This window comes from Mycobacterium helveticum, assembly GCF_007714205.1.
GTDB lineage: Bacteria > Actinomycetota > Actinomycetes > Mycobacteriales > Mycobacteriaceae > Mycobacterium > Mycobacterium helveticum.
The window spans coordinates 1-21,382 of record NZ_VMQU01000021.1 but is presented as its reverse complement, the minus strand read 5'-3'; the positions used below and the strand labels follow the sequence as shown (position 1 = coordinate 21,382).

The window sequence follows — 21,382 nt, the reverse complement described above, 5'->3', positions numbered from 1 at the left end:
GGAACGTTCGCCATTGACGAAAAAGTAGAACACGTTCTAGCGTCTAGGCGTGTTCTCTGACTCCTTTTCAGGCCCGCTCACCTCTGCCATCGCCGAGGCCGAGCAACTGGTCGCCGCCGCGCCGCACATCCAGACCGAAGCCGATTTGCTCGAAGGGCTGCAGTACCTGGCCGGCTGCATAGCCGGCTGCATGCATCTGGCCTTCGACTACGACCGCGACCATCCGTTCCTGCAGTCGGGTACCGGGCCGTTCACCAAGATGGGCCTGGACAACCCCGACACCCTCTACTTCGGTACCCGGGTGCACGCCGGCCACGACTACGTGGTCACCGGCAGACGCGGCACCACGACCGACCTGAGCTTCCAATTGCTCGGCGGCGAGTACACCGACGACAACGTGCCGGCCAGCCAGGCCGCGTTCGACGACCGGGAACTCGAGATCGCCGCCGACGGCAGCTTCGAGTGGCGGGTGCGGCCGACCAGCCCCGGGCAGCTGGTGATCCGCGAGGTGTACGCCGATTGGTCGGCGCAGCGGGGCATCCTGGCGATCTCCCGACTGGACACCGCGGGCACCGCACCGCCGCCGCTGACCCGAGAGACCATCGAAAAGCGTTATGCCACAGCCGCCAAGCAGCTCGTCAACCGCGTCAAGACCTGGCTGCAGTTCCCGCAGTGGTTCTACCTCGACATCCCGGTGAACACCATGGTCGCCCCCCGGCTGACGCCGGGGGGCCTGGCGACCCAGTACTCTTCCGTCGGCCACTTCGAGCTGCGGCCCGACCAGGCGCTGGTGATCACGATCCCCGTCTCCGATGCCCCCTACCTCGGCTTCCAGCTGGGCAGCATGTGGTACATCTCGCTGGATTACATCAACCACCAGACCTCGCTGAACAACACTCAGGCCCAAGCGGATCCGGACGGCAAGGTGCGCATCGTGGTCGCCGAGAAGAACCCGGGGGTGACCAACTGGGTCGAAACGCTCGGCCACCGGCGGGGCATTCTGCAGTTCCGCTGGCAACGGGTGTCACGCCCGGTCGGCGCGGCCGACGGGCCGGGCGTCGAGCTGGTCGACTTCGACGCGATACCGGACGCGTTGCCGCACTTCGACCACAACAAGATCTCCGGGGACGAGTGGCGTGCCCGGATCACGCTGCGGCAGCACCAAATTGCGGCCAGGATGCTGGGGTGAAAATGGCAGAGATGCTCAAGGACAAGGTAGTCGTCATCAGTGGCGTGGGTCCGGGGCTCGGTACCACGCTGGCGCACCGGTGTGCGAACGAGGGTGCCGACCTGGTGCTCGCGGCCCGCACCCTCGACCGGTTGGAGGCCGTCGCCAAACAGGTCGGCGACACCGGGCACAAGGCGCTGTCGGTCCGCGCGGACATCACCGACGACGACGAGGTGAACAACCTCGTCGAGACCACCATGGCGACCTACGGCCGCCTCGACGTGCTGATCAACAACGCGTTCCGGGTGCCCTCGATGAAACCCTTGGCCGGCACCGGTTTCCAGCACATCAGGGACGCGATCGAGCTCAGTGCACTCGGGGCGCTGCGGCTCATCCAGGCGTTCACGCCCGCGCTGGAGAAGGCGAACGGGTCGATCGTCAACGTCAACTCCATGGTGCTGCGCCACTCACAGGCCAAGTACGGAGCCTACAAGATGGCCAAGTCCACTCTGCTGGCCATGTCCCACTCGCTGGCCACCGAGCTCGGCGAGAAGGGGATCAGGGTCAACTCCGTTGCGCCCGGCTATATCTGGGGCGACACGCTGCAGGCCTACTTCGAGCATCAGGCGGGAAAGTACGGCACCACGGTGGACCAGATCTACCAGGGGACCGCGGCCAACTCCGACCTGAAGCGGCTACCCACCGAGGACGAGGTGGCCTCGGCGATCCTCTTCCTGGCCAGCGACCTGTCCAGCGGCATCACCGGGCAGACCCTGGACGTCAACTGCGGGGAGTACCACACCTGATGACCGGCGGCACCGACCGGACCGATATCGGCACCGTCGAGGAGCTGCACGCCTCGGCCACCAAACTGGTGGGGCTCGACGACTTCGGCGCCGACGACGACAACTATCGCGAAGCGCTGGGCGTGTTGCTGGACTCCTACAAACGCGAGGCCGACCTGACCGTGCTGGGCAGCAAGATGAATCGGTTCTTCCTGCGGGGCGCGCTGGTGGCCCGGCTGCTGTCGGAATCCGCGTGGAAGCAGTACCCCCAGCACGCCGACGTCGTCATCGAACGCCCGATCTTCGTCACCGGGCTGGTGCGCACCGGGACGACGGCCCTGCACCGGCTGCTCGGCTCCGACCCGGCCCACCAGGGCCTGCACATGTGGCTCGCCGAATTCCCGCAGCCACGCCCGCCGCGCGACACCTGGGAGTCCAACCCGTTCTACCGCCAGCTCGACGACCAGTTCACCCGGCACCACCGGGAGAACCCCGGCTACACCGGCCTGCATTTCATGGCCGCCTACGAGCTGGAGGAGTGCTGGCAGCTGCTGCGACAGTCGCTGCACTCGGTGTCCTACGAGACGCTGGCGCACCTGCCGAGCTACGCGAAATGGCTTGCGCAGCAGGATTGGACGCCGTCATATCGGCGGCACCGCAAGAACCTTCAGCTGATCGGGCTCAACGACGCCGACAAGCGCTGGGTGCTGAAGAATCCCAGCCATCTGTTCGCGCTGGACGCGTTGATGGCCACCTACCCCGACGCGCTGGTGATCCAGACGCGACGCCCGGTCGAGACGATCATGGCGTCGATGTGCTCGCTGGCCCAGCGCACCGCCGAGGGCTGGTCGACGACGTTCGCCGGCGCCCGGATCGGCGCCGACGCGATGGACACCTGGTCGCGCGGGCTGCAGCGGTTCAACACCGCGCGCGCCAAATACGACCCGGCCCAGTTCTACGACGTCGACTACCGCGACCTGATCGCCGACCCCCTGGGCACCGTGGCCGACGTCTACCGGCACTTCGGTATCACGCTGACCGACGACGCGCGCGCGGCCATGGAGGCCAGCCACGCCGAGAGCCAGTCGGGCGAGCGGGCGCCCAAGCACACGTACTCGCTCGCCGACTACGGGCTCACGGAGGAGTCGGTCAGGGAGCGGTTCGCGGGGCTGTAGCGGCCGGTGTGGACGCGAACTCAGTCCTCGTCGGGGGATGCGTCGAGGTAGCCTTCGGCGACGGCGTGCTCGATGCTGTCGCCGAGCTTGGGGCACGACCGGGTGCGTGCGGGATCCCCGCCGGAGCACCGGATCTCGGCGAAATACGCGCAACGCTGCGACGCCTCGGTGGTCCACTGGACCGCGGTGTGGCCCGGCCCGGGCCGCCTGACGTTCACCGTCACATGGCAGAACCGGCAGTTCACCGGGCGCAGCCCCGAGCTCAGGTAGCGCTCCCGGTCGGCGCGGCTGGCCTCGGCAACCGCGGCGGCACGCCGCGGATCGTCGCTGAAATCCCTTGACTTCGACCACGAGTCGTTACCGTTTCCCGGACCGGCGGGCTTGTGGGGGTGGTCGTGGCCGTCACCGCGCAGCGACAGCATCGATCGGGCGAGCCGATCGACGTCGGGTACCGCGGGGTGGTCGTCCGGCACGTTCGCTTCAGTGTTGCCCGGCGGGCACGTCGCCTGAAACGGGTTCGGCGCCGGCCTCTTTGGTCTTGAGATTCTCCTGCACCTCGGCGTTCCAGTATTCGTTGGCGCGGGTGGTGTCCACCTCGATCTCGAACCGTTCGACCATCTCCGGCTTGATGTCGGCGACGTCGACGTAGAACTGCTGGTACCAGCGGCGCAACTGGTAGACGGCGCCGTCCTCCTCGACCAGCAGCGGGTTGTCGATCCTGGTCTTGTGCTTCCAGATCTCGACATCCTGCAGGAAGCCCTTGCTGACGCCCTCGGTGAACGTCTTGGACAGCTTGTCGGTCATGGCCTCGTCCATGCCCTTGGGCTTTTCGACGACGACACCCCACTGCAGCACGAAGGAGTTCTGCGTCACCGGGTAGTGGCAGTTGATCAGGATCGACTCGGCCTTGTAGCCGCCGTAGCTGTTGTGCAGCCAGTTGATCATGAACGACGGCCCGAAGTAGGACGCCTCGGAGTCCAGGTGCGCCTCGCCGTAGGACGTTCCCAGGTCGCTGACGTCCGGACGGCCGACGTTGTGCAGGTACTGCGAGGCGATGTGGCCCTCGAACACGTTCTTGAAGTACGTCGGCAGGCCGAAATGGATATAGAAGAAGTGCGCCATGTCGGTGACGTTGTCGATGATGTCGCGGCAGTTCGATCCCTCGATGAGGATGCTGTTCCACCGCCAGTCCGTCCATTCGTCGCTGGCGGCTTCGGGGATGTCGGGAATCCGGACCGCGGGGTCGGGCGGATTGCCCTCGTGGTCGTGCCAGACGAACAGCAGGCCGCCGCGCACGTCGGTCGTCCAGGCCCGGGTGCGCGCCGTCTTCGGCGTGCGCTTGGCGTACGGCACCAGCTTGCAGCGCCCGTCGCCGCCCCAGCGCCAGTCGTGGAAGGGGCAGGCGACCGCGTCGCCCTTGATCGTGCCCTCCGACAGGTCGCCGCCCATGTGCCGGCAGTAGGCGTCGAGAACCGTGACCTCACCCCGGGCGTCGGCGAACACCACCAGCTTGGTGCCGAACGCCTGCACCGCATGCGGCTTCCCGTCCAGGTAGTCCTTCGCGACGCCCAGGCAGTGCCAGCCGCGGGCGTACCTGGTCGGCAATGCGCCGGAATCGATCTCCCGGATGCCGACCGCATTGGTGTCGGTAGTCACCTGTCACCTCCAACTCGCCGGCCTGAAACTCCTCACTGGCCTCTAACTAGAACACGTTACAGTTTTACGTCGGCCGTGCGCAACGACGGCGGGTCTGGCGCCGAATTCCCCGGAAATGTTCATCTCGGGGCGTATAGCTGAGCGGATGCCGCTATTTTCTTTCGAGGGCCGCGCGCCCCGGGTCCACCCCACCGCGTTCGTGGCGCCGACGGCCACCCTGATCGGCGACGTCACGGTCGAGGCTGGGGCGTCGGTGTGGTTCAACGCCGTGCTGCGCGGCGACTACGGCCCGATCGTCGTGCGGGAGGCCGCCAACGTGCAGGACGGGTCGGTGTTGCACGCGCCGCCCGGCATCCCCGTGGACATCGGGCCGGGCGCGACGGTCGCGCACCTGTGCGTCATCCACGGCGTCCACGTCGGGCCCGAGGCGCTGATCGCCAACCACGCCACGCTCCTCGACGGCGCGGTCATCGGGGCGCGCAGCCTGGTCGCGGCCCACTCGCTGGTGACGGCCGGCACCCAGATTCCGGCCGGCATGCTGGCCGTCGGCGCGCCGGCCCAGGTCAAGGGGCCGGTCGCCGGTACGGGTGCCGAGATGTGGGTCAACCTGAACCCGCAGGCCTATCGGGATCTGGCGCAGCGGCACCTGGCCGGGCTGGAACCGATCTAGACCTTGCGGACGCTCGCCGCGGCCCGGTCCGTCTCCCAGTAGGCCCGCAAGGCCACCATTTTGCCCTCGTCGTTCGCCTTGTAGGTGAAGACGCCTTCCGCGGTCACCTGGTAATCACCCGTGGTGATGAGGATGTGCCCGACGTTGGCCTCCTCGTTGCCGCATTGGTAGGTGTCGCGAAAGGCGAACTCGATCCTGGTGGTGGGGGCGATGGCCTTGTCCCAGAACGCCGAGATCGCGTCGCGCCCCCGGTGCCCCTTGCCCTCCGGGTCGAAGGCCGACGGGCCGATCGGGTCCTCGACGACGGCGTCCTCGGCGAACACCGCGAGCCACGCGTGCTTGTCCCTGGCGATGACCGCCTCGCGCGAGCGCCGGCCGGCTTCGTGAGCGGGGTGCTCGCTCACGCGCCGACTTTTTCAGGCGTGGGCTTGTCCGCGCCGACCACCCACATCGAGTAGTACTGCGAGCCGCCACCGTAGGCGTGCCCCAACGCCTTCCGGGCGCCGGGCACCTGGTGGTCGCCGCCTTTGCCCATCACCTGGATCGCCGCCTCGGCGAAACGGATCAGCCCCGAGGCGCCGATCGGGTTCGACGACAGCACCCCACCCGAGGGGTTCACCGGCAGCCGGCCGCCGATCGCGGTCTCGCCCGCCTCGGTGAGCTTCCAACCCTCGCCCTCGGCGGCGAACCCGAGGTTCTCCAGCCACATCGGCTCGAACCACGAGAACGGCACGTAGATCTCGGCGGCGTCGATTTCGTCGATGGGACTCTTGATGCCCGCCGCCTTCCACAGCGCGGCGGCCGCGTCACGGCCGGCCTGCGGGCTCACCTGGTCGCGTCCGGAGAACTGCAGCGGCTCGGTGCGCAACGCGGTGGCGTGGATCCACGCCACCGGATGTCCCTGCGCCACACGCGCATCCGCGATCTCCTCGTTGCCGATGACGACCGCGGCGGCACCGTCCGAGGATGGGCAGGTCTCGTCGTAGCGGATCGGGTCCCACAGCATGGGGGAGTCCATCACCTTCTCCAGCGTGATGTCGGGTTGGTGCAGATGGGCCAGCGGGTTGCGGGCCCCGTTGAGCCGATCCTTGACCGCGACCATGGCGCCGATGTTCAACGGTGCGCCGGACCGCCGGATGTACGACCGCACGTGCGGGGCGAAGTAGCCACCGGCCCCGGCCCCCACCGGCTTGATGAACGGAATCGGAATCGACAACGCCCACATGGCATTCGACTCCGACTGCTTCTCCCAGGCCATCGCCAGCACGCGCCTGTACTTGCCGGACTGGACCAGGCTGGCCGCGACCACCCCGGTGGATCCGCCGACCGAGCCCGCCGTGTGCACGCGGATCATCGGCTTGCCGGTGGCGCCCATGGCGTCGGCCATGAACAGTTCCGGCATCATGACGCCCTCGAAGAAGTCGGGGGCCTTACCGACCACGACGGCGTCGATGTCGTCGAACGTCGCGCCGGCATCGGCCAGCGCCCGGTCGATCGCCTCGCGCACCAGGCCGTTCATCGAAACGTCATGGCGCTTGGCGACATACTTGGTCTGCCCCGTACCCAGGACCGCCGCGAGCTTTCCGGCCATCAGTTCTTCCCTTCCATGACCGCGACCAGGTTCTGTTGCAGTGCGGGCCCGCTGGTGGCATGCGCCAGCACCCGCCCGGCCGAGCCGTTCCAGATGTGTTGTGCCGCAAAGCCGATGCGCTCCAGGCCGGCGACGAACATCGGGTTGGCGGCCAGCGCGCCACCGGACGGATTGACTTTCGTCTTCCCCGGCAGCCGGATCGCCTCCGCGAGGATCAGGTGCTGGTGGGTGAAGGGCGCACAGATCTCGGCCACCTCGATGTTGTGGACGCGGCCGGCGCTGGCCGCCCTGGCCGCCGCCGTGGTCGACCGCGATGCGGTGAGGTCGCGTGCGCCCAGGATCGGGGATTCGATGCGGTGCTCGATCCCGGTGATCCAGGCCGGGTTTTCCCGCAGCTCGCGCGCCCGGTCGTCGGCCGCCAGCACGATCGCCGCCGCCCCGTCGGTGATCGGTGCGATGTCGTGGCGCCGCAGCGGGTCGGCGAAGAACGGCCGCTCGAGCAGGTCGTCCAGGCTGGCCGGCGGCTCGACCGAGTCCACCCGGGGGGCGTTCGCGAAGGAATCCAGCGCCACGCGCGCCATCTGGGTTTCGTCCCACTTGCCGGCGTCGAGGCCCATGCGGGCCTGCAGTCCGGCCATCGACACCGAATCGGGCCACAGCGGGGCGACGGTGTAGGGGTCGGTCTGGCGCGACAGGATACGGCGCAGGACACCGGCCGAGGACTTCCCGAAGCCGTACACCAGCGCGGTGTCGACCTCACCGGTCAGGATCTTGATGTAGGCCTCGTAGAGCGCCCACGCCGCGTCCATCTCCACGTGCGACTCGTTGATCGGCGGCACGGCGCCGATCGAGTCGATCGCGGAGATGAACGAAAACGCCCGCCCGGCAAGGTAATCCGAAGAACCCGAACACCAGAAGCCGATGTCGGCCTGGGTGATCCCGAGGTCTTCGTAGAGCTGGGCGAAACACGGCATCAGCATCTCGACCCCGTTGGTGGTGCCGTCGGTGCGACGGACATGCGGAGCGTGGGCAAAGCCGACCACCGCTACGTTGCGTTCACTCATGAAAAGTAGGCCCTTTACAGGTGGTGCTTGTAGGTGTCGTAGTCGGCGTCGGGCTCCCCGGTCGGCCGGAAGTACTCGATGTTGTCGATCCCGAAGCCCCACTCCTCGCGGGGCCTCCACACCGCTTCCACCCGCATGCCCATCCGCACCTCGTGCGCGTCGATGTCGGCAACCAGATGCAGGAACGGGATGTCGGCACCGTCGAGCAGCACGTAGGCCGCCACGTAGGGCGGCTTGATCCGCTGGCCCTGGAACGGGATGTTGATGATCGCGAACGTCGTGACCGTGCCCTTGTCGGGCAGCTCGACGAACTCCGAGGTCGCCAGGCCGGTGGCCGGGTCGGCGCCGTGCGGCGGGAAGTAGACCTTCCCTTGCGCGCCGTCGGCGCTCCTGGTCCGCGCGCCGAGCAGCTTGCCCCCGGCGATGGCCCGCAGGTAGGCGCTCTCCTCGTGGGAGGCGGTGTGCTGGATCGTCAGCGAGATCGGCGTGACGATCATGGTGACCGGATCCTGTTCGCCCCGCGGCTGTTCGGTCACGGGTTCGGCTTCCCCGCCCAGCGCGAAGTACGCGATGTCGGTGATGGCGCCCACCGTCTCGTCGGCCCAGTGCACGTGCACCCGCGCGCCGGTGCGGATCGCGTCGGAACTGCCCGCATCGACCGCATGCATCAGGGGCGTGTCGGCACCGTCGAGCTTGATCAGCGCCCAGGCGAACGGTCGGTCCAGCGGCTGGCCTTCCAGCGGTTCGGGCTGCCACGTCCAGGACACGACGGTGCCCACGGCCGACACCGGTACCATCTCGCCCAGCGGCTCATAGGTGACCGGGTCATATTCCGCCGGCGGTACGTGCACCCGACCATCGGATCCGCGCACCCCCAGGATGTGGCGTTCACGCAGCGCGGTGAAGAACTTGCTCAGCGTGGGACCCACCGAACGGGTGTAGTCGAAAGACAACGTCAGTGGCGCGGAAAGCGGTGGTTCGGGGTGATCGATCAAGGTCGGGCTACTCGGACTGGCTGTCACGCCATCGAGTAGAACAGGTTCTAACAACGGATTCAAATTTTTCTTTTGTCGGGTCGGCCGCGGGAAGGGCAGAGACATGAAACTGGGGTTGCAGCTGGGGTATTGGGGCGCTCAGCCGCCGGAGAACCACGCCGAGCTCGTGGCCGCGGCAGAGGAAGCCGGGTTCGACGCGGTGTTCACCGCCGAAGCGTGGGGATCCGACGCCTACACGCCCCTGGCGTGGTTGGGCTCGTCGACGCAGCGGGTGCGGCTGGGCACCTCGGTGGTGCAGCTGTCCGCGCGCACCCCGACGGCCTGCGCGATGGCCGCGCTGACCCTCGACCACCTGTCCGGTGGCCGGCACATCCTGGGACTCGGCGTCTCCGGCCCGCAGGTTGTGGAGGGCTGGTACGGCCAGAAGTTCCCCAAGCCGCTGGCCCGAACCCGCGAGTACATCGACATCCTGCGGCAGGTGTGGGCGCGCGAGAAACCGGTGACCAGCGCCGGACCCCACTACCCGTTGCCGTTGACCGGAGAGGGGACGACCGGCCTGGGCAAGGCCCTCAAACCCATCACCCATCCGCGCCGCGCGGACATCCCCGTCATGCTGGGCGCCGAGGGGCCGAAGAACATCGCGCTGGCCGCCGAGGTCTGCGACGGCTGGCTGCCGATCTTCTACACGCCGCGGATGGCCGACACCTACAACGAATGGCTCGACGAGGGATTCGCCCGGCCCGGCGCGCGCCGCAGCCGCGAGGACTTCGAGATCTGCGCGACCGCGACCATCGTCATCACCGACGACCGCGGCGCCGCCTTCGCGGCGATGAAGCCCTATCTGGCCCTCTACATGGGCGGCATGGGTGCCGAGGACACCAACTTCCACGCCGACGTGTACCGCCGGATGGGGTACGCCGACGTGGTCGACGACGTGACCAAGCTCTTCCGCAGTGGACAAAAGGACGGCAAAGAACGAGCCGCCGAGATCATCCCCGACGAGCTGGTCGACGACGCCGCGATCGTCGGCGACCTGGACTACGCGCGTAAGCAGGTCAAGGTCTGGGAGGCCGCGGGCGTCACCATGATGGTCGTGAACGGCCGCGATGCAGAGCAGGTCCGCGAGCTCGCCACGCTGATCTAGCCGGAGCTTGCCCAAGGAATAGAACACGTTCTAGATTGGCCCGATGACAGCCTCGCAGCACACGATCGCGGGCACCGTGCTCACCATGCCGGTGCGGATCCGTCAGGCGACGCAGCGCATGGCGATGTTCTCGGTGGACGCCGACGCGGCCCAGCGCCTGATCGACTACAGCGGCCTGCGGGTCTGCCGCTACCTGCCCGGGCGCGCGATCGTGGTGCTGATGTTGATGCACTACATCGACGGCGACCTCGGCCGGTACCACGAGTTCGGCACCAGCGTGATGGTCAACCCGCCGGGGTCGAGCGCGACCGGGCCGCGCGCCCTGCGGGAGGCCGGCGCCTTCATCCACCACCTGCCCGTCGACCAGGCGTTCACGCTGGAAGCCGGAACCAAGATCTGGGGTTACCCGAAGGTCATGGCGGACTTCACCGTGCGCGAGGGCCGCAAGTTCGGATTCGACTGCAGTGTGGACGGGCAACTGGTGATCGGCATGGAGTTCCGCCGTGGCCTGCCGTTGCGGCTGACCCCGCGGCACCAAGCGCAGCGCAGCTTCTCCCACCGCGACGGCGTCACCCGCGAGACCGCCTTCGAGCACACCCTCGATGGTGTGCACACCCGATTCGGTGGGGTCCGTGTCCGGCTGGGTGATCACCCCTACGCGAAAGAGCTGGCGTCGCTGGGCCTTCCGAAGCGCGCGATACTGTCCAGTTCGGCTGACCACGTGCAAATGACATTCGGTGACGCGCAGGAGATCTCATGACCACGGTTGAATTAGGGACCAGGCCGGATGTCGACCTGACCGACGGAGCGTTCTACGCGGGCGACTCCCGGGCCGTCTACCGCTGGATGCGGGAGAATGAACCGGTCTTCCGCGACCGCAACGGGCTGGCCGCCGCGTCGACCTACCAGGCCGTCATCGACGCCGAGCGCAACCCCGAGCTGTTCTCGAACGCCGGCGGCATCCGGCCCGATCAAGACGGCGTCGAGATGATGATCGAGATGGACGACCCGCAGCATCTGTTGCGCCGCAAGCTCGTCAACTCCGGCTTCACCCGCAAGCGCGTGAAGGACCAGGAGTCCAAGATCGTCGAGCTGTGCGACACGCTGATCGACGCGGTGTGCGAACGCGGCGAGTGCGACTTCGTCTGGGACCTCGCCGCGCCGCTGCCGATGGCGGTCATCGGCGACATGCTCGGTGTGCGTCCCGAGGAACGCAAGATGTTCCTCAAGTGGTCCGACGACCTGGTCAGCTTCCTGAGCAGCACCGCGGCGCAGGAGGATTTCCAGGTCACCATGGACGCTTTCGCGGCCTACAGCGAATACATGATGGGCATGATCGGGGCCCGCAAGTCCGAACCGACCGACGACCTGGTCAGCGTCCTGGTGCATGCGGAAGTCGAAGGGGCACGCCTGGAGGACCACCAGATCGTCACCGAGGTGCTGCTGCTGCTGATCGGCGGCGACGAGACGACGCGGCACACGCTGTCCGGGGGGACACGGCAGCTGCTGCTGCACCCCGACCAGCACCGGCGCCTGGCCGGCGACCTGACGATGCTGCCCAACGCGATCGAGGAGATGCTGCGCTGGACCGCGCCGGTGAAGAATATGGCCCGCACCATCACCGCCGACACCGAGTTTCACGGCACGCCGCTGCGCCAGGGCGAGAAGATGATCCTGCTGTTCGAGTCGGCGAACTTCGACGAAAAGGTCTTCGAGCATGCGGAGAGCTTCGACATCGAGCGCTACCCGAACAACCACCTGGCGTTCGGCTTCGGGACGCACTTCTGCCTGGGCAACCAGCTCGCCCGGCTGGAGTTGTCGATCATGCAGACACGGCTGCTGCAGCGTCTTCCCGACATGCGGCTGGCCTCGGATGCCGAGCTGCCGCTGCGGCCGGCCAACTTCGTGTCCGGGCTGGAGAAGATGCCGGTCGTCTTCAGCCCGAGCGCGCCGCTGGGCTGATGCCCTTTCGCCGAGCGTGTTCTCACTGCGAAAAATTCGCCGAAATGTCGCGCTGGTTGCACGCTCGGCGATCCCATGCTTGTGATACCCGCCAGAAGATGCCGCCTTCGGTGTCCTCGGCGGTGACGCGGACGTTTATCCAACCCAATCCAGCGACGGTTTCGGCGCGCTTGATGTCCTTGTTGAACGTCCGGCGGTCGGTGCGGTGGTGGTCGCCGTCGTACTCGACGGCAACCTTGATTTCTTCCCACCCCATGTCGAGAACCGCGGCGAGTTGGCCGTATCGGTCGTAAACCGGAATCTGCGTCTGTGGTCGGGGGAAACCCGCGCGGATGAGTAAGAGACGCAGCCACGTCTCACGGGGTGACTCCGCCCCCGGATCCACGAGGGCCAGCGCGGTACGGGCGCGCCTGATGCCGCGCCGCCCCTTGTAGCGTTCGGCGAGCAATTCGGTGTCGGCGATCTTGAGTCGCGTTGCGCGGCAAAGCGCATCAATGGCAGCGACGGCTTCGCCGACCGGATACCGGCAGGCAAGGTCGAGGGCGGTCCGTGCGGGCGTGGTTACGGACATGCCCGCGATGAGTTGCACCTCGTCATCGCAGAGTCCATCCGACCAGGTGCGAACGCCTTTCGGTGGACGGCGGCAGGCGTACAGCAGCTGAGCCGGTGCCCGTTCATCCACCCACTTGGCGCCGTGCAGCGCCGATGCCGACTGCCCGGCCACGGTGCCGCGGCGCCGTGACCACAGCCACGCCGCGCGTGCGCGCGCCATCGCCGTGAGTTCGGTGCCGGCGGGGACGTAGACGTCCGGAAGGATTGCGCGGAATCGGCTGCGCAGACGGTATGGCGTCAGGGCCCCCGATTCGAGGGCCTCGCTACCTCTGAAAGGTCCTTGCACGACCGCAGTGTGCCGCGGCCGACCGACACCCACGCCCAGCGTGCACTCACTGCGAGAAATCGGCCGAAAAGTCGCAGTAGATACACGCTCGGCGCAATAGCGGGCGCGTCAGCGACCGCGGAACTGCGGCCTGCGCTTCTCGGCGAACGCCCGTGGGCCTTCCTTGGCGTCGTCGGACAGGAACACCTTGATCCCGATCTGGGTGTCGATCGTGAACGCCTCGTTCTCGTGCATGCCCTCCGTCTCGCGGATCGCCCGCAGGATCGCCTGCACGGCCAGGGGTCCGTTGCTCTCGATCATCTCCGCGATCTCCAGGGCCTTGGTCAGCGCCTGCCCGTCCGGCACGACGTGCCCGATCAGACCCATCTCCTTGGCCTCGGCGGCGGTGATGTGCCGACCGGTCAGCAGCAGGTCGCAGGCCACCGTGTAGGGGATCTGCCGCACCAGTCGCACCGCCGAGCCGCCCATCGGGTACAGGCTCCACTTGGCCTCCGAGATGCCGAACTTGGCGCTCTGTGCGGCGACCCGGATGTCGGTGCCCTGCAGGATCTCGGTGCCGCCGGCGATCGCGGGGCCCTCGACGGCCGCGATGAGCGGTTTGGTCAGCCGGCGACCCTTGAGCAGCGCGTCGATGCGCGACGGGTCGTAGCTGCCGTCCCTGAACGACTCGCCCGGCGGTTTGTTGGTTGCCGCCTTGAGGTCCATGCCCGCGCAGAAGTAGCCACCGGCCCCGGTCAGGATGCAGCACCGGATGTCCGGGTCGTTGTCGACGCGGTCCCACGCCTGCACCATGATCTGCATCATCTCGGTGCTCAGCGCGTTGCGGGCCTGCGGCCGGTTCATCGTGACGATCAGGGTGTGACCGCGCTGCTCCACCAGGGCGTCGGGTTGGTTCTCGGACTCGGTCAAAGTGCCCGCCTTTCTCGTGGAGCTTGTCAAGAAATGTAACACGTTCTAATTTGGTGGCCGTGGCCCTGAATATTGCCGATCTTGCCGAGCACGCCATCGACGCTGTGCCTGACCGTGTCGCCCTGATCTGCGGCGACGAGAAGCTGACCTATGCCGAACTGGAGGAGAAGGCCAACCGCCTGGCGCACTACCTGATCGATCAGGGCGTGCAGAAGGGCGACAAGGTGGGCCTGTACTGCCGCAACCGCATCGAGATCGTCATCGCGATGCTCGGCATCGTCAAGGCCGGCGCGATCCTGGTCAACGTCAACTACCGCTACGTCGAGGGCGAACTGCGCTACCTGTTCGACAACTCCGACATGGTCGCGCTGATCCACGAGCGTCAGTACTCCGACCGGGTGGCCAACGTGCTGCCGCACACCCCCGACGTCAAGACCGTCCTCGTCGTCGAGGACGGCAGCGACGGTGACTCCAGCGACTACCAGCGCTACGGCGGCGTCGAGTTCTACTCCGCGATCGCGCAGGGCTCACCCGAGCGCGACTTCGGCGAGCGCGGTGAGCGCAGCGCCGACGACATCTACCTGCTCTACACCGGCGGCACCACCGGGTTCCCCAAGGGCGTGATGTGGCGCCACGAGGACATCTACCGGGTGCTCTTCGGCGGGACCGACTTCGCCACCGGCGAATTCGTCGAGGACGAGTACGACCTGGCCAGGGCCGCCGCCGCCAATCCGCCGATGATCCGCTACCCGATCCCGCCGATGATCCACGGCGCCACCCAGTCGGCCACCTGGATGTCGATCTTCTCCGGGCAGACCACCGTGCTGGCACCGGAGTTCAACGCCGACGAGGTGTGGCGCACGATCCACGAACATAAGGTGAACCTGCTGTTCTTCACCGGCGACGCCATGGCGCGGCCGCTGCTGGACGCGCTGAACACCGACCACGACTACGACCTGTCGTCGCTGTTCCTGCTGGCCAGCACCGCCGCGCTGTTCTCGCCGAGCATCAAGGAACGGCTGCTGGAGCTGCTGCCCAACCGGGTCATCACCGACTCGATCGGTTCCTCGGAGACCGGCTTCGGCGGCACCAGCATCGTCGCCAAGGACGCGCCGCACGCCGGCGGGCCGCGCGTGACGATCGACCACCGCACCGTCGTCCTCGACGAGGAGGGCAACGAGGTCAAGCCCGGCTCGGGGGTGCGCGGCCTGATCGCCAAGAAGGGCAACATCCCGGTCGGCTACTACAAGGACGAGAAGAAGACCGCCGAGACGTTCAAGACCTTCAACGGGGTGCGCTACGCCATCCCCGGCGACTACGCCCTGGTGGAGGAGGACGGCAGCGTCACGATGCTGGGCCGCGGGTCGGTGTCGATCAACAGCGGCGGCGAGAAGATCTACCCCGAAGAGGTCGAGGGCGCGCTCAAAGGCCACCCCGACGTCTTCGACGCGCTCGTGGTCGGTGTGCCGGACCCGCGGTACGGCCAGCACGTGGCCGCCGTCGTGGCGCCGCGGCCGGGTGCGCGGCCGACGCTGGCGGAGCTGGACCGCTTCGTGCGCTCCGAGATCGCCGGATACAAGGTGCCGCGCAGCCTGTGGCTGGTCGACGAGGTGAAGCGTTCGCCGGCCGGCAAGCCCGACTACCGCTGGGCCAAGGAACAGACCGAGGCGCGGCCCGCCGACGACGTGCACGCCGCCCACGCGACCGCTTGAGCGACTTCGTCAAACGCAACCCGGACGCCCCCGCCGGCTTTTTCGCGTGGGAAGCCGCCGGGCTGCGCTGGCTTGCCGATGTCGACGGCGGCGTGCCGTGCGCGCGGGTCGTCGCCGTCGACGAGTCGAGCCTGACGCTGCGGTGGCTCGAGTCGGTGCCGCCCAGCCGCGAGGCGGCGCACGCGTTCGGCGGCCGACTGGCCCGCATCCACGACGCGGGCGCCCCGGCGTTCGGCGCCGGGCCCGACGGATGGGACGGGCCCGGATTCTTCGGGCCGTTATCGCAGCCGCTGCCGATGTCGCTGGGGCGCCACCAACGCTGGGGACAGTTCTACGCCGACGAGCGGCTGACCCCGATGGCCGAGCTCGCGGCGGCGCGGCTCGGGGCTGCCACCCGCGCCGCCGTCGACACGGTGGTGGCCCGCTGCCGGGTGGGCGACTTCGACGACGACGACCCCCCGGCCCGCCTGCACGGCGACCTGTGGAGCGGCAACGTGATGTGGACACCCGACGGGGTGGTGCTGATCGACCCGGCGGCGCACGCCGGTCACCGCGAGACCGACCTGGCGATGCTCACGCTGTTCGGCTGCCCGCATCACGACGCCGTCCTCACCGGCTACCAGCGGGTGCGGCGCCTGCGGCGCGGCTGGCGTGAGCGCACCGGATTGCACCAGCTCTACCCGCTGCTGGCGCATGTCGTGCTGTTCGGCGGCGGGTACGCGCGGCAGACGGACGCCGCCGCCCGCGCCGCGCTGACCGCCCGGGCTTAGAGTCGACCGAATGACGATCGACGTGTGGATGCAGCATCCGACCCTGCGCTTCCTGCGTAGCGAGATGTTGGCGTCCCTGCGCCGCTGGACCGGCGGGTCGATGCCGGACACCGACGTCCCGATCGGGGCGACGGTGGCGGCGCTGGACGACGCCGGCGTCGAGCTGGGCCTGCTCAGCGCGTGGCGCGGCCCGGGCGGCCAGGACCTGGTCTCCAACGACGAGGTCGCCGAATGGGTTGGCCTGCACCCGAACCGCTTTGCCGGCGTGGCCACCGCCGACCTGGACCGTCCGATGGACGCGGTGCGGGAGTTGCGGCGGCGTGTCGACGAAGGCTTCGTCGGCCTGCGTGTGGTGCCCTGGCTGTGGGACGCGCCGCCGACCGACCGCCGCTACTACCCGCTGTTCGCGGCCTGCGTGGACCTCGGTGTCCCGTTCTGCACCCAGGTCGGGCACACCGGCCCGCTGCGGCCGTCGGAGACCGGCCGCCCGATCCCCTACATCGACCAGGTGGCGCTCGACTTTCCGGAGCTGTTGATCGTCTGCGGGCACGTCGGCTATCCCTGGACCGAGGAGATGGTGGCCGTCGCCCGCAAGCACGAGAACGTCTACATCGACACCTCGGCCTACACCATCGCACGGTTGCCCGACGAGCTCGTCAGGTTCATGAGAACCGGTACCGGACAACGTAAGGTCTTGTTCGGCAGCAACTATCCGATGATCACGCCCGCGCACGCGCTGGCGGGGCTCGACGAGCTCGGGCTCAGCGACGACGGACGCCGCGACTTTCTGCGCGGCAACGCCGAGCGCGTCTTCAGACTGGAGGCAAACCCGTGAACGGTGCCCAGGCCCTGATCAACACCTTGGTCGACGGCGGTGTCGACGTGTGCTTCGCCAACCCCGGCACCTCGGAGATGCACTTCGTGGCCGCGCTGGACACCGTTCCGCGGATGCGCGGGGTGCTCGCGCTGTTCGAGGGTGTCGCCACCGGCGCGGCCGACGGGTACGCCCGCATCGCCGACCGGCCCGCCGCGGTGCTGCTGCATCTCGGACCCGGACTGGGCAACGGCCTGGCCAACCTGCACAACGCGCGTCGGGCCCGGGTGCCGATGGTGGTGGTCGTCGGCGACCACGCCACCTATCACAAGAAGTACGACGCGCCACTGGAATCCGACATCGACGCGGTCGCGGGCACCGTCTCGGGCTGGGTGCGCCGCACGATGGACACCGCCGACGTCGCCGCCGACGCCGCCGAAGCCATCGCCGCCGGCCGATCGGGCGCGCAGATCGCCACACTGATCCTGCCCGCCGACGTGTCGTGGTCCGATGGCGCCCAGCCGGTTGCGGCCATCCAGGGACGGCCGACGGGTGCCGACCCGCGACTGGCGCCCGCGGTGGCAGAGGTGCTGCGGTCGGGTGAACCGACGGTGATCCTGGTGGGCGGCGACGCCACCCGCGGACCGGGGCTGACGGCGGCGGCGCGGATCGCCCAGGCAACCGGGGCGAGGTTGTTGTGCGAGACATTCCCGACGCGGCTGGAACGCGGCGCGGGCATTCCCGCGATCGAGCGGCTCGCCTACTTCGGCGAGGCCGCGACGGCCCAGCTGGACGGCGCCAAGCATCTGGTGCTGGCCGGGGCGAAGTCGCCGGTGTCGTTCTTCGCCTACCCGGACATGCCCAGCGACCTGGTGCCGGCCGGCTGTGAGGTGCACACGCTGGCCGGGCACAGCGGCGCGGCCGACGCGCTGGAGGCGCTGGCCGAGGAAGTGGCGCCCGGGACGGAGGCGCCGGTGGCGCCCGCCGCACGCCCGCAGTTGCCGACGGGCGCGCTGACGTCCGCCTCGGCGGCCGACGTGATCGGGGCGCTGATGCCCGAACGGGCGATCGTCGTCGACGAGTCGAACACGTCGGGCCTGTTGCTGCCGCAGGCAACCGCGGGGGCACCGGCCCACGACTGGCTGACGCTGACCGGCGGGGCGATCGGCTACGGCATCCCGGCCGCGGTGGGTGCCGCGGTCGCCGCGCCGGACCGTCCGGTGCTGTGCCTGGAGTCCGACGGCTCGGCGATGTATACGATCTCGGGGTTGTGGACCCAGGCACGGGAGCACCTCAACGTGACCACCGTGATATACGACAACAACGCCTACGACATCCTGCGGGTCGAGTTGCAGCGCGTCGGTGTCGGTTCGGCGCCCGGACCCAAGGCGCTGGATTTGCTCGATTTGTCGAGACCGACAATGGATTTCGTGAAGCTCGCCGAAGGGATGGGAGTCCCGGCGCGTCGCGTCACCACCGCCGAGGAGTTCGCCGACGCCCTGCGGTGGGGCCTCGCCGAGCCGGGACCGCACCTCATAGACGCCGTGGTGCCGTCGCTGTTCGGCTAGCTGCTCCTACCTACCGAAGAGTGTGGTCCCGACAGCCGTCGGGTCGTAGCTGATGTACACCGGCTGCTGCGCGAAGGGCTCGTAGCCTGTTTCCATCCGGGTGCCCGTGACATACGGGCTGTTGGTCGCGGTGGTCGTATACGAGTACAGCGTCTGACCGTCGGGGGCGTAGACCGAAATGACCGTTCCCGCCGGCAAGTTCCCGGAGCTCTGGCCGGTCGCGAGCAGGGATGACGGGATAGTTCCATATAAACCACCGGAATCGAACATCACGGGAGCGGTGTGCAGAGGTCCGTTATTGATCTGGACGTCCACGGTGCTGATCGGCGCTCCGGTAATCGAGACCCCGGCAGTCAGCGGGTTGGGACCGAACTCCAGCACCCCCCGGGGTTCGTTGATCAGCACACCGTTGTTGAGCAGGCCCGGCAACGCCGGGATGACGGTGCTGGTGCCCGGGAACCCGTTGTTGGGCCCGATGCCCAACACGCCATCCACCCCGTAGGAAGAGAAATAGTTCTGTACCGTCGATCCGCTGACGACGTCGACACCGGTCGGCTGGGTGGCGATTCCACTGCCGAAACTCACCGTCGTCGAATACGTTGTGTAGTTGTAGTTCAGTCCACCTGCGTAACCGGCCGACCCCGATCCTATTGCGGTGCCGAGGTTTTGGGTTGGGACGTATTGGCTTTCGATAACAAGACCGGTGGATCCGGTGTCAACCTCCACGGGCACCGACGGTCCGCCGTTTACCGAGATGTACACCACCGGGTTGGTCACATTCTGCATGTACAGCGGGACGGTTGCGTCCGCCAGCGAGGTGGCGCCCGTACCGCCTGTGGCGCCGTTGGCGCCGGCGCTGCCGGTGTTGCCGCCCGAGGCAGTGCCCGCTCCACCGGTGCCGCCGGCGCCGTTGGTGCCGAACGTGCCGTCCGGGCCGCCGCTTCCGCTGTTTCCGCCGTTTCCGCCGTTTCCGCCGTCGGCGCCGGAGCCGGGGGCGCCGACGCTGCCGCCCGCACCGGCGGTGCCACCGTCGCCGGCGGCCCCCGCGGGCGCGCCGGCGCCGCCGGTGCCACCGGTGCCACCGTAACCGCCTTGGCCGGTGTATTGGACCGTGCCGCCGTTGCCGGCGTTTGCGCCGGCGCCGCCCGCGCCACCGTAACCGCCGGCGCCGCCGCTGGCGCCCACGCCGCCGGTTCCGCCGTTGCCGCCGGTTCCGCCGGTGCCTCCCGCGCCGCCGTTGCCGCCGTTGTCGCCTTGGATGAAGTAGTTACCGCTGCCGTCGCCACCGTAACCGCCGGTTCCGCCTTGGCCGCCGTTGCCGCCGGTGCCGCCGGCCAAACCGTTGTCGCCTTGCCCGCCGTTGCCGCCGGATCCCGCGGCGCCGCCGGTGCCGCCGGTTCCGCCGGTGCCGACGGGCAGTGCCTCGCTCGCGGGCGCGGAGTAGTAGCCGTTGCCGGGTGCGCCACCCGCGCCGGCGGCCCCGCCGTCGCCGCCGTCGCCGCCGGCACCGGCGATGGTGCTGACCCCGGTGCCGCCGGTGCCGCCGTTTCCGCCCGCACCGCCGTTGCCGCCCGGACCGCCGTTGCCGTTGGATCCGAACAAGCCGTGGTTCGATGCGGGTTGGTCGGCCGCGCCACCGTGGCCGCCCTGGCCGCCGTTGCCGCCGTTGCCGCCGGCAAAGCCAGGATTATCGCCGGCCGCCCCGTTGTCGCCGGTGCCGGCTTCGCCACCGTTGCCGCCGGCGCCACCGTTGCCGCCGCTACCGTAGAACACGTTGTTGGCTGCGGCGTCTTGTTTGCTGGCGCTTTGGCCGGGGCTGCCGCCGGCTCCTCCTGCGCCGCCGTTTCCGCCGTTTCCGCCGCCGCCGCCGACGCTGCTGATGCCCGGGCCCCCACCGCTGCCCTGGCCGCCGTTTCCGCCGTTGCCGCCGTTGCCGCCGCTGCCGCCGGCGACGGCGCCAGCGCCGGGGTCGCCCCCGGTGCCACCAACGCCGGCATCGCCGCCGTCGCCGCCGTCACCGCCCCGGCCGCTTCCGGTTGGCGCTCCGCCGTTGCCGCCGTTTCCGCCGTTGCCGCCGTTGCCGCCGGCGGCGCCGTTGCCGGAGGTGTCGCCGTTGCCACCGTTGCCACCCGCGCCGCCTTGGCCGCCGGCGCCGCCTTGGCCGCCGTCGCTGCTGACGCCGGTGTTGGTGCCGGTACCTCCCTGGCCGCCGATGCCACCAGCGCCGCCCGTGCCGCCGACCGCGCCCACACCCCCGGCACCGCCGGTGCCGCCCTGGCCGCCGGCGCCGCCGTCACCGGCGAGCCCCGCCGCCCCGGTCACCGACCCGGCGCCGCCCTGGCCGCCCGCGCCGCCGGCACCACCGTCGCCGCCAACAAAGGCGCTGCCGCCCCCGGTCGGGCCGGCGCTTCCCGCGCCGCCGGTGCCGCCCATCCCGCCAGCTCCGCCGGCTCCGCCCAACCCGCCGAACATTCCGCCACTGCCGCCGGCCCCGCCGTCGC

At 69.0% G+C, this 21,382-nt stretch carries 20 protein-coding genes; 11 read left to right on the top strand and 9 right to left on the bottom strand.

The annotated features are described in order from the left end of the window. The first annotated feature begins 49 nt into the window (after window positions 1-49). Genes FPZ47_RS07200 through FPZ47_RS07190 form a run of 3 tightly spaced genes read left to right on the top strand, consistent with a single transcriptional unit; the run spans window position 50 to window position 3,128 of the window. Window positions 50-1,189 carry a hypothetical protein gene (locus FPZ47_RS07200; RefSeq protein WP_144946485.1) on the top strand — a complete coding sequence of 380 codons (1,140 nt, stop codon included), beginning with the start codon at window positions 50-52 and terminating at the stop codon, window positions 1,187-1,189. Window positions 1,190-1,191: 2 nt separating this feature from the next. Next, window positions 1,192-1,974: an SDR family oxidoreductase gene (locus tag FPZ47_RS07195; protein WP_144946731.1), complete on the top strand. Its 783-nt coding sequence runs from the start codon at window positions 1,192-1,194 to the stop codon at window positions 1,972-1,974. Next, the gene (locus tag FPZ47_RS07190) at window positions 1,974-3,128 is read left to right on the top strand and encodes a sulfotransferase family protein (protein ID WP_144946482.1); all 1,155 of its coding nucleotides are present in this window, start codon (window positions 1,974-1,976) and stop codon (window positions 3,126-3,128) included. The genes FPZ47_RS07195 and FPZ47_RS07190 overlap by 1 nt, the downstream gene beginning before the upstream one ends. A gap of 20 nt (window positions 3,129-3,148) precedes the next feature. Here FPZ47_RS07190 and FPZ47_RS07185 read toward each other — a convergent pair whose 3' ends face one another. Continuing rightward, complete coding sequence (locus tag FPZ47_RS07185; RefSeq protein ID WP_144946479.1) at window positions 3,149-3,601, bottom strand: hypothetical protein; 453 nt, start codon at window positions 3,599-3,601, stop codon at window positions 3,149-3,151. A 7-nt stretch (window positions 3,602-3,608) separates the two neighbouring features. After that, the gene (locus tag FPZ47_RS07180) at window positions 3,609-4,784 is read right to left on the bottom strand and encodes a 3-ketosteroid-9-alpha-monooxygenase, oxygenase component (protein ID WP_144946476.1); all 1,176 of its coding nucleotides are present in this window, start codon (window positions 4,782-4,784) and stop codon (window positions 3,609-3,611) included. A gap of 145 nt (window positions 4,785-4,929) precedes the next feature. Here FPZ47_RS07180 and FPZ47_RS07175 point away from each other — a divergent pair, with 145 nt between their 5' ends. Continuing rightward, complete coding sequence (locus FPZ47_RS07175; RefSeq protein ID WP_144946473.1) at window positions 4,930-5,454, top strand: gamma carbonic anhydrase family protein; 525 nt, start codon at window positions 4,930-4,932, stop codon at window positions 5,452-5,454. Here the strand turns inward: FPZ47_RS07175 and FPZ47_RS07170 are convergent. The 4 genes from FPZ47_RS07170 to FPZ47_RS07155 are packed head-to-tail and all read right to left on the bottom strand — an operon-like array spanning window position 5,451 to window position 9,131. Then, on the bottom strand, window positions 5,451-5,858 hold the full coding sequence (locus FPZ47_RS07170) for a nuclear transport factor 2 family protein (RefSeq protein WP_144946470.1): 408 nt from the start codon (window positions 5,856-5,858) through the stop codon (window positions 5,451-5,453). The two genes, FPZ47_RS07175 and FPZ47_RS07170, sit on opposite strands and share 4 nt — an antisense overlap. Continuing rightward, on the bottom strand, window positions 5,855-7,045 hold the full coding sequence (locus FPZ47_RS07165) for a thiolase domain-containing protein (RefSeq protein ID WP_144946467.1): 1,191 nt from the start codon (window positions 7,043-7,045) through the stop codon (window positions 5,855-5,857). The genes FPZ47_RS07170 and FPZ47_RS07165 overlap by 4 nt, the downstream gene beginning before the upstream one ends. Beyond that, window positions 7,045-8,109: a thiolase domain-containing protein gene (locus tag FPZ47_RS07160; RefSeq protein WP_144946464.1), complete on the bottom strand. Its 1,065-nt coding sequence runs from the start codon at window positions 8,107-8,109 to the stop codon at window positions 7,045-7,047. Before FPZ47_RS07160 ends, FPZ47_RS07165 begins: the two co-directional genes overlap by 1 nt. 14 nt (window positions 8,110-8,123) lie before the next feature. Then, window positions 8,124-9,131, bottom strand: coding sequence for a Zn-ribbon domain-containing OB-fold protein (locus FPZ47_RS07155; protein ID WP_144946461.1), 1,008 nt, complete (start codon window positions 9,129-9,131; stop codon window positions 8,124-8,126). A 76-nt stretch (window positions 9,132-9,207) separates the two neighbouring features. Between FPZ47_RS07155 and FPZ47_RS07150 the strand changes: the two genes are divergently transcribed. From FPZ47_RS07150 to FPZ47_RS07140, 3 genes are read left to right on the top strand one after another with little or no spacing between them, the layout of a single operon-like run. Further along, window positions 9,208-10,248, top strand: coding sequence for an LLM class F420-dependent oxidoreductase (locus FPZ47_RS07150; RefSeq protein ID WP_144946458.1), 1,041 nt, complete (start codon window positions 9,208-9,210; stop codon window positions 10,246-10,248). A 43-nt stretch (window positions 10,249-10,291) separates the two neighbouring features. Further along, window positions 10,292-11,008: an acetoacetate decarboxylase family protein gene (locus FPZ47_RS07145; RefSeq protein WP_144946454.1), complete on the top strand. Its 717-nt coding sequence runs from the start codon at window positions 10,292-10,294 to the stop codon at window positions 11,006-11,008. Beyond that, on the top strand, window positions 11,005-12,210 hold the full coding sequence (locus tag FPZ47_RS07140; protein WP_144946451.1) for a cytochrome P450: 1,206 nt from the start codon (window positions 11,005-11,007) through the stop codon (window positions 12,208-12,210). Before FPZ47_RS07145 ends, FPZ47_RS07140 begins: the two co-directional genes overlap by 4 nt. Before the next feature lie 22 nt (window positions 12,211-12,232). Here FPZ47_RS07140 and FPZ47_RS07135 read toward each other — a convergent pair whose 3' ends face one another. Both FPZ47_RS07135 and FPZ47_RS07130 read right to left on the bottom strand, forming a co-directional pair. Continuing rightward, a complete protein-coding gene (locus FPZ47_RS07135; protein ID WP_144946448.1) occupies window positions 12,233-13,108 on the bottom strand; it encodes a hypothetical protein in 876 nt (291 codons plus the stop codon). Between the two features lie 108 nt (window positions 13,109-13,216). Continuing rightward, complete coding sequence (locus FPZ47_RS07130; protein WP_144946445.1) at window positions 13,217-14,017, bottom strand: crotonase/enoyl-CoA hydratase family protein; 801 nt, start codon at window positions 14,015-14,017, stop codon at window positions 13,217-13,219. 53 nt (window positions 14,018-14,070) lie between these two features. Here FPZ47_RS07130 and FPZ47_RS07125 point away from each other — a divergent pair, with 53 nt between their 5' ends. The 4 genes from FPZ47_RS07125 to FPZ47_RS07110 are packed head-to-tail and all read left to right on the top strand — an operon-like array spanning window position 14,071 to window position 18,881. Continuing rightward, on the top strand, window positions 14,071-15,729 hold the full coding sequence (locus FPZ47_RS07125; protein WP_144946442.1) for an acyl-CoA synthetase: 1,659 nt from the start codon (window positions 14,071-14,073) through the stop codon (window positions 15,727-15,729). Continuing rightward, complete coding sequence (locus FPZ47_RS07120; protein ID WP_144946439.1) at window positions 15,726-16,499, top strand: fructosamine kinase family protein; 774 nt, start codon at window positions 15,726-15,728, stop codon at window positions 16,497-16,499. The genes FPZ47_RS07125 and FPZ47_RS07120 overlap by 4 nt, the downstream gene beginning before the upstream one ends. A 10-nt stretch (window positions 16,500-16,509) precedes the next feature. Next, window positions 16,510-17,334, top strand: coding sequence for an amidohydrolase family protein (locus FPZ47_RS07115; RefSeq protein WP_144946436.1), 825 nt, complete (start codon window positions 16,510-16,512; stop codon window positions 17,332-17,334). Further along, window positions 17,331-18,881: an acetolactate synthase large subunit gene (locus FPZ47_RS07110; protein ID WP_144946433.1), complete on the top strand. Its 1,551-nt coding sequence runs from the start codon at window positions 17,331-17,333 to the stop codon at window positions 18,879-18,881. The genes FPZ47_RS07115 and FPZ47_RS07110 overlap by 4 nt, the downstream gene beginning before the upstream one ends. Window positions 18,882-18,887: 6 nt before the next feature. On the opposite strand, the gene FPZ47_RS30190 is transcribed toward FPZ47_RS07110, so the two are convergent. Next, the coding region (locus FPZ47_RS30190) for a PecA family PE domain-processing aspartic protease (protein ID WP_168209381.1) at window positions 18,888-21,382 on the bottom strand (2,495 nt) is incomplete at its 5' end.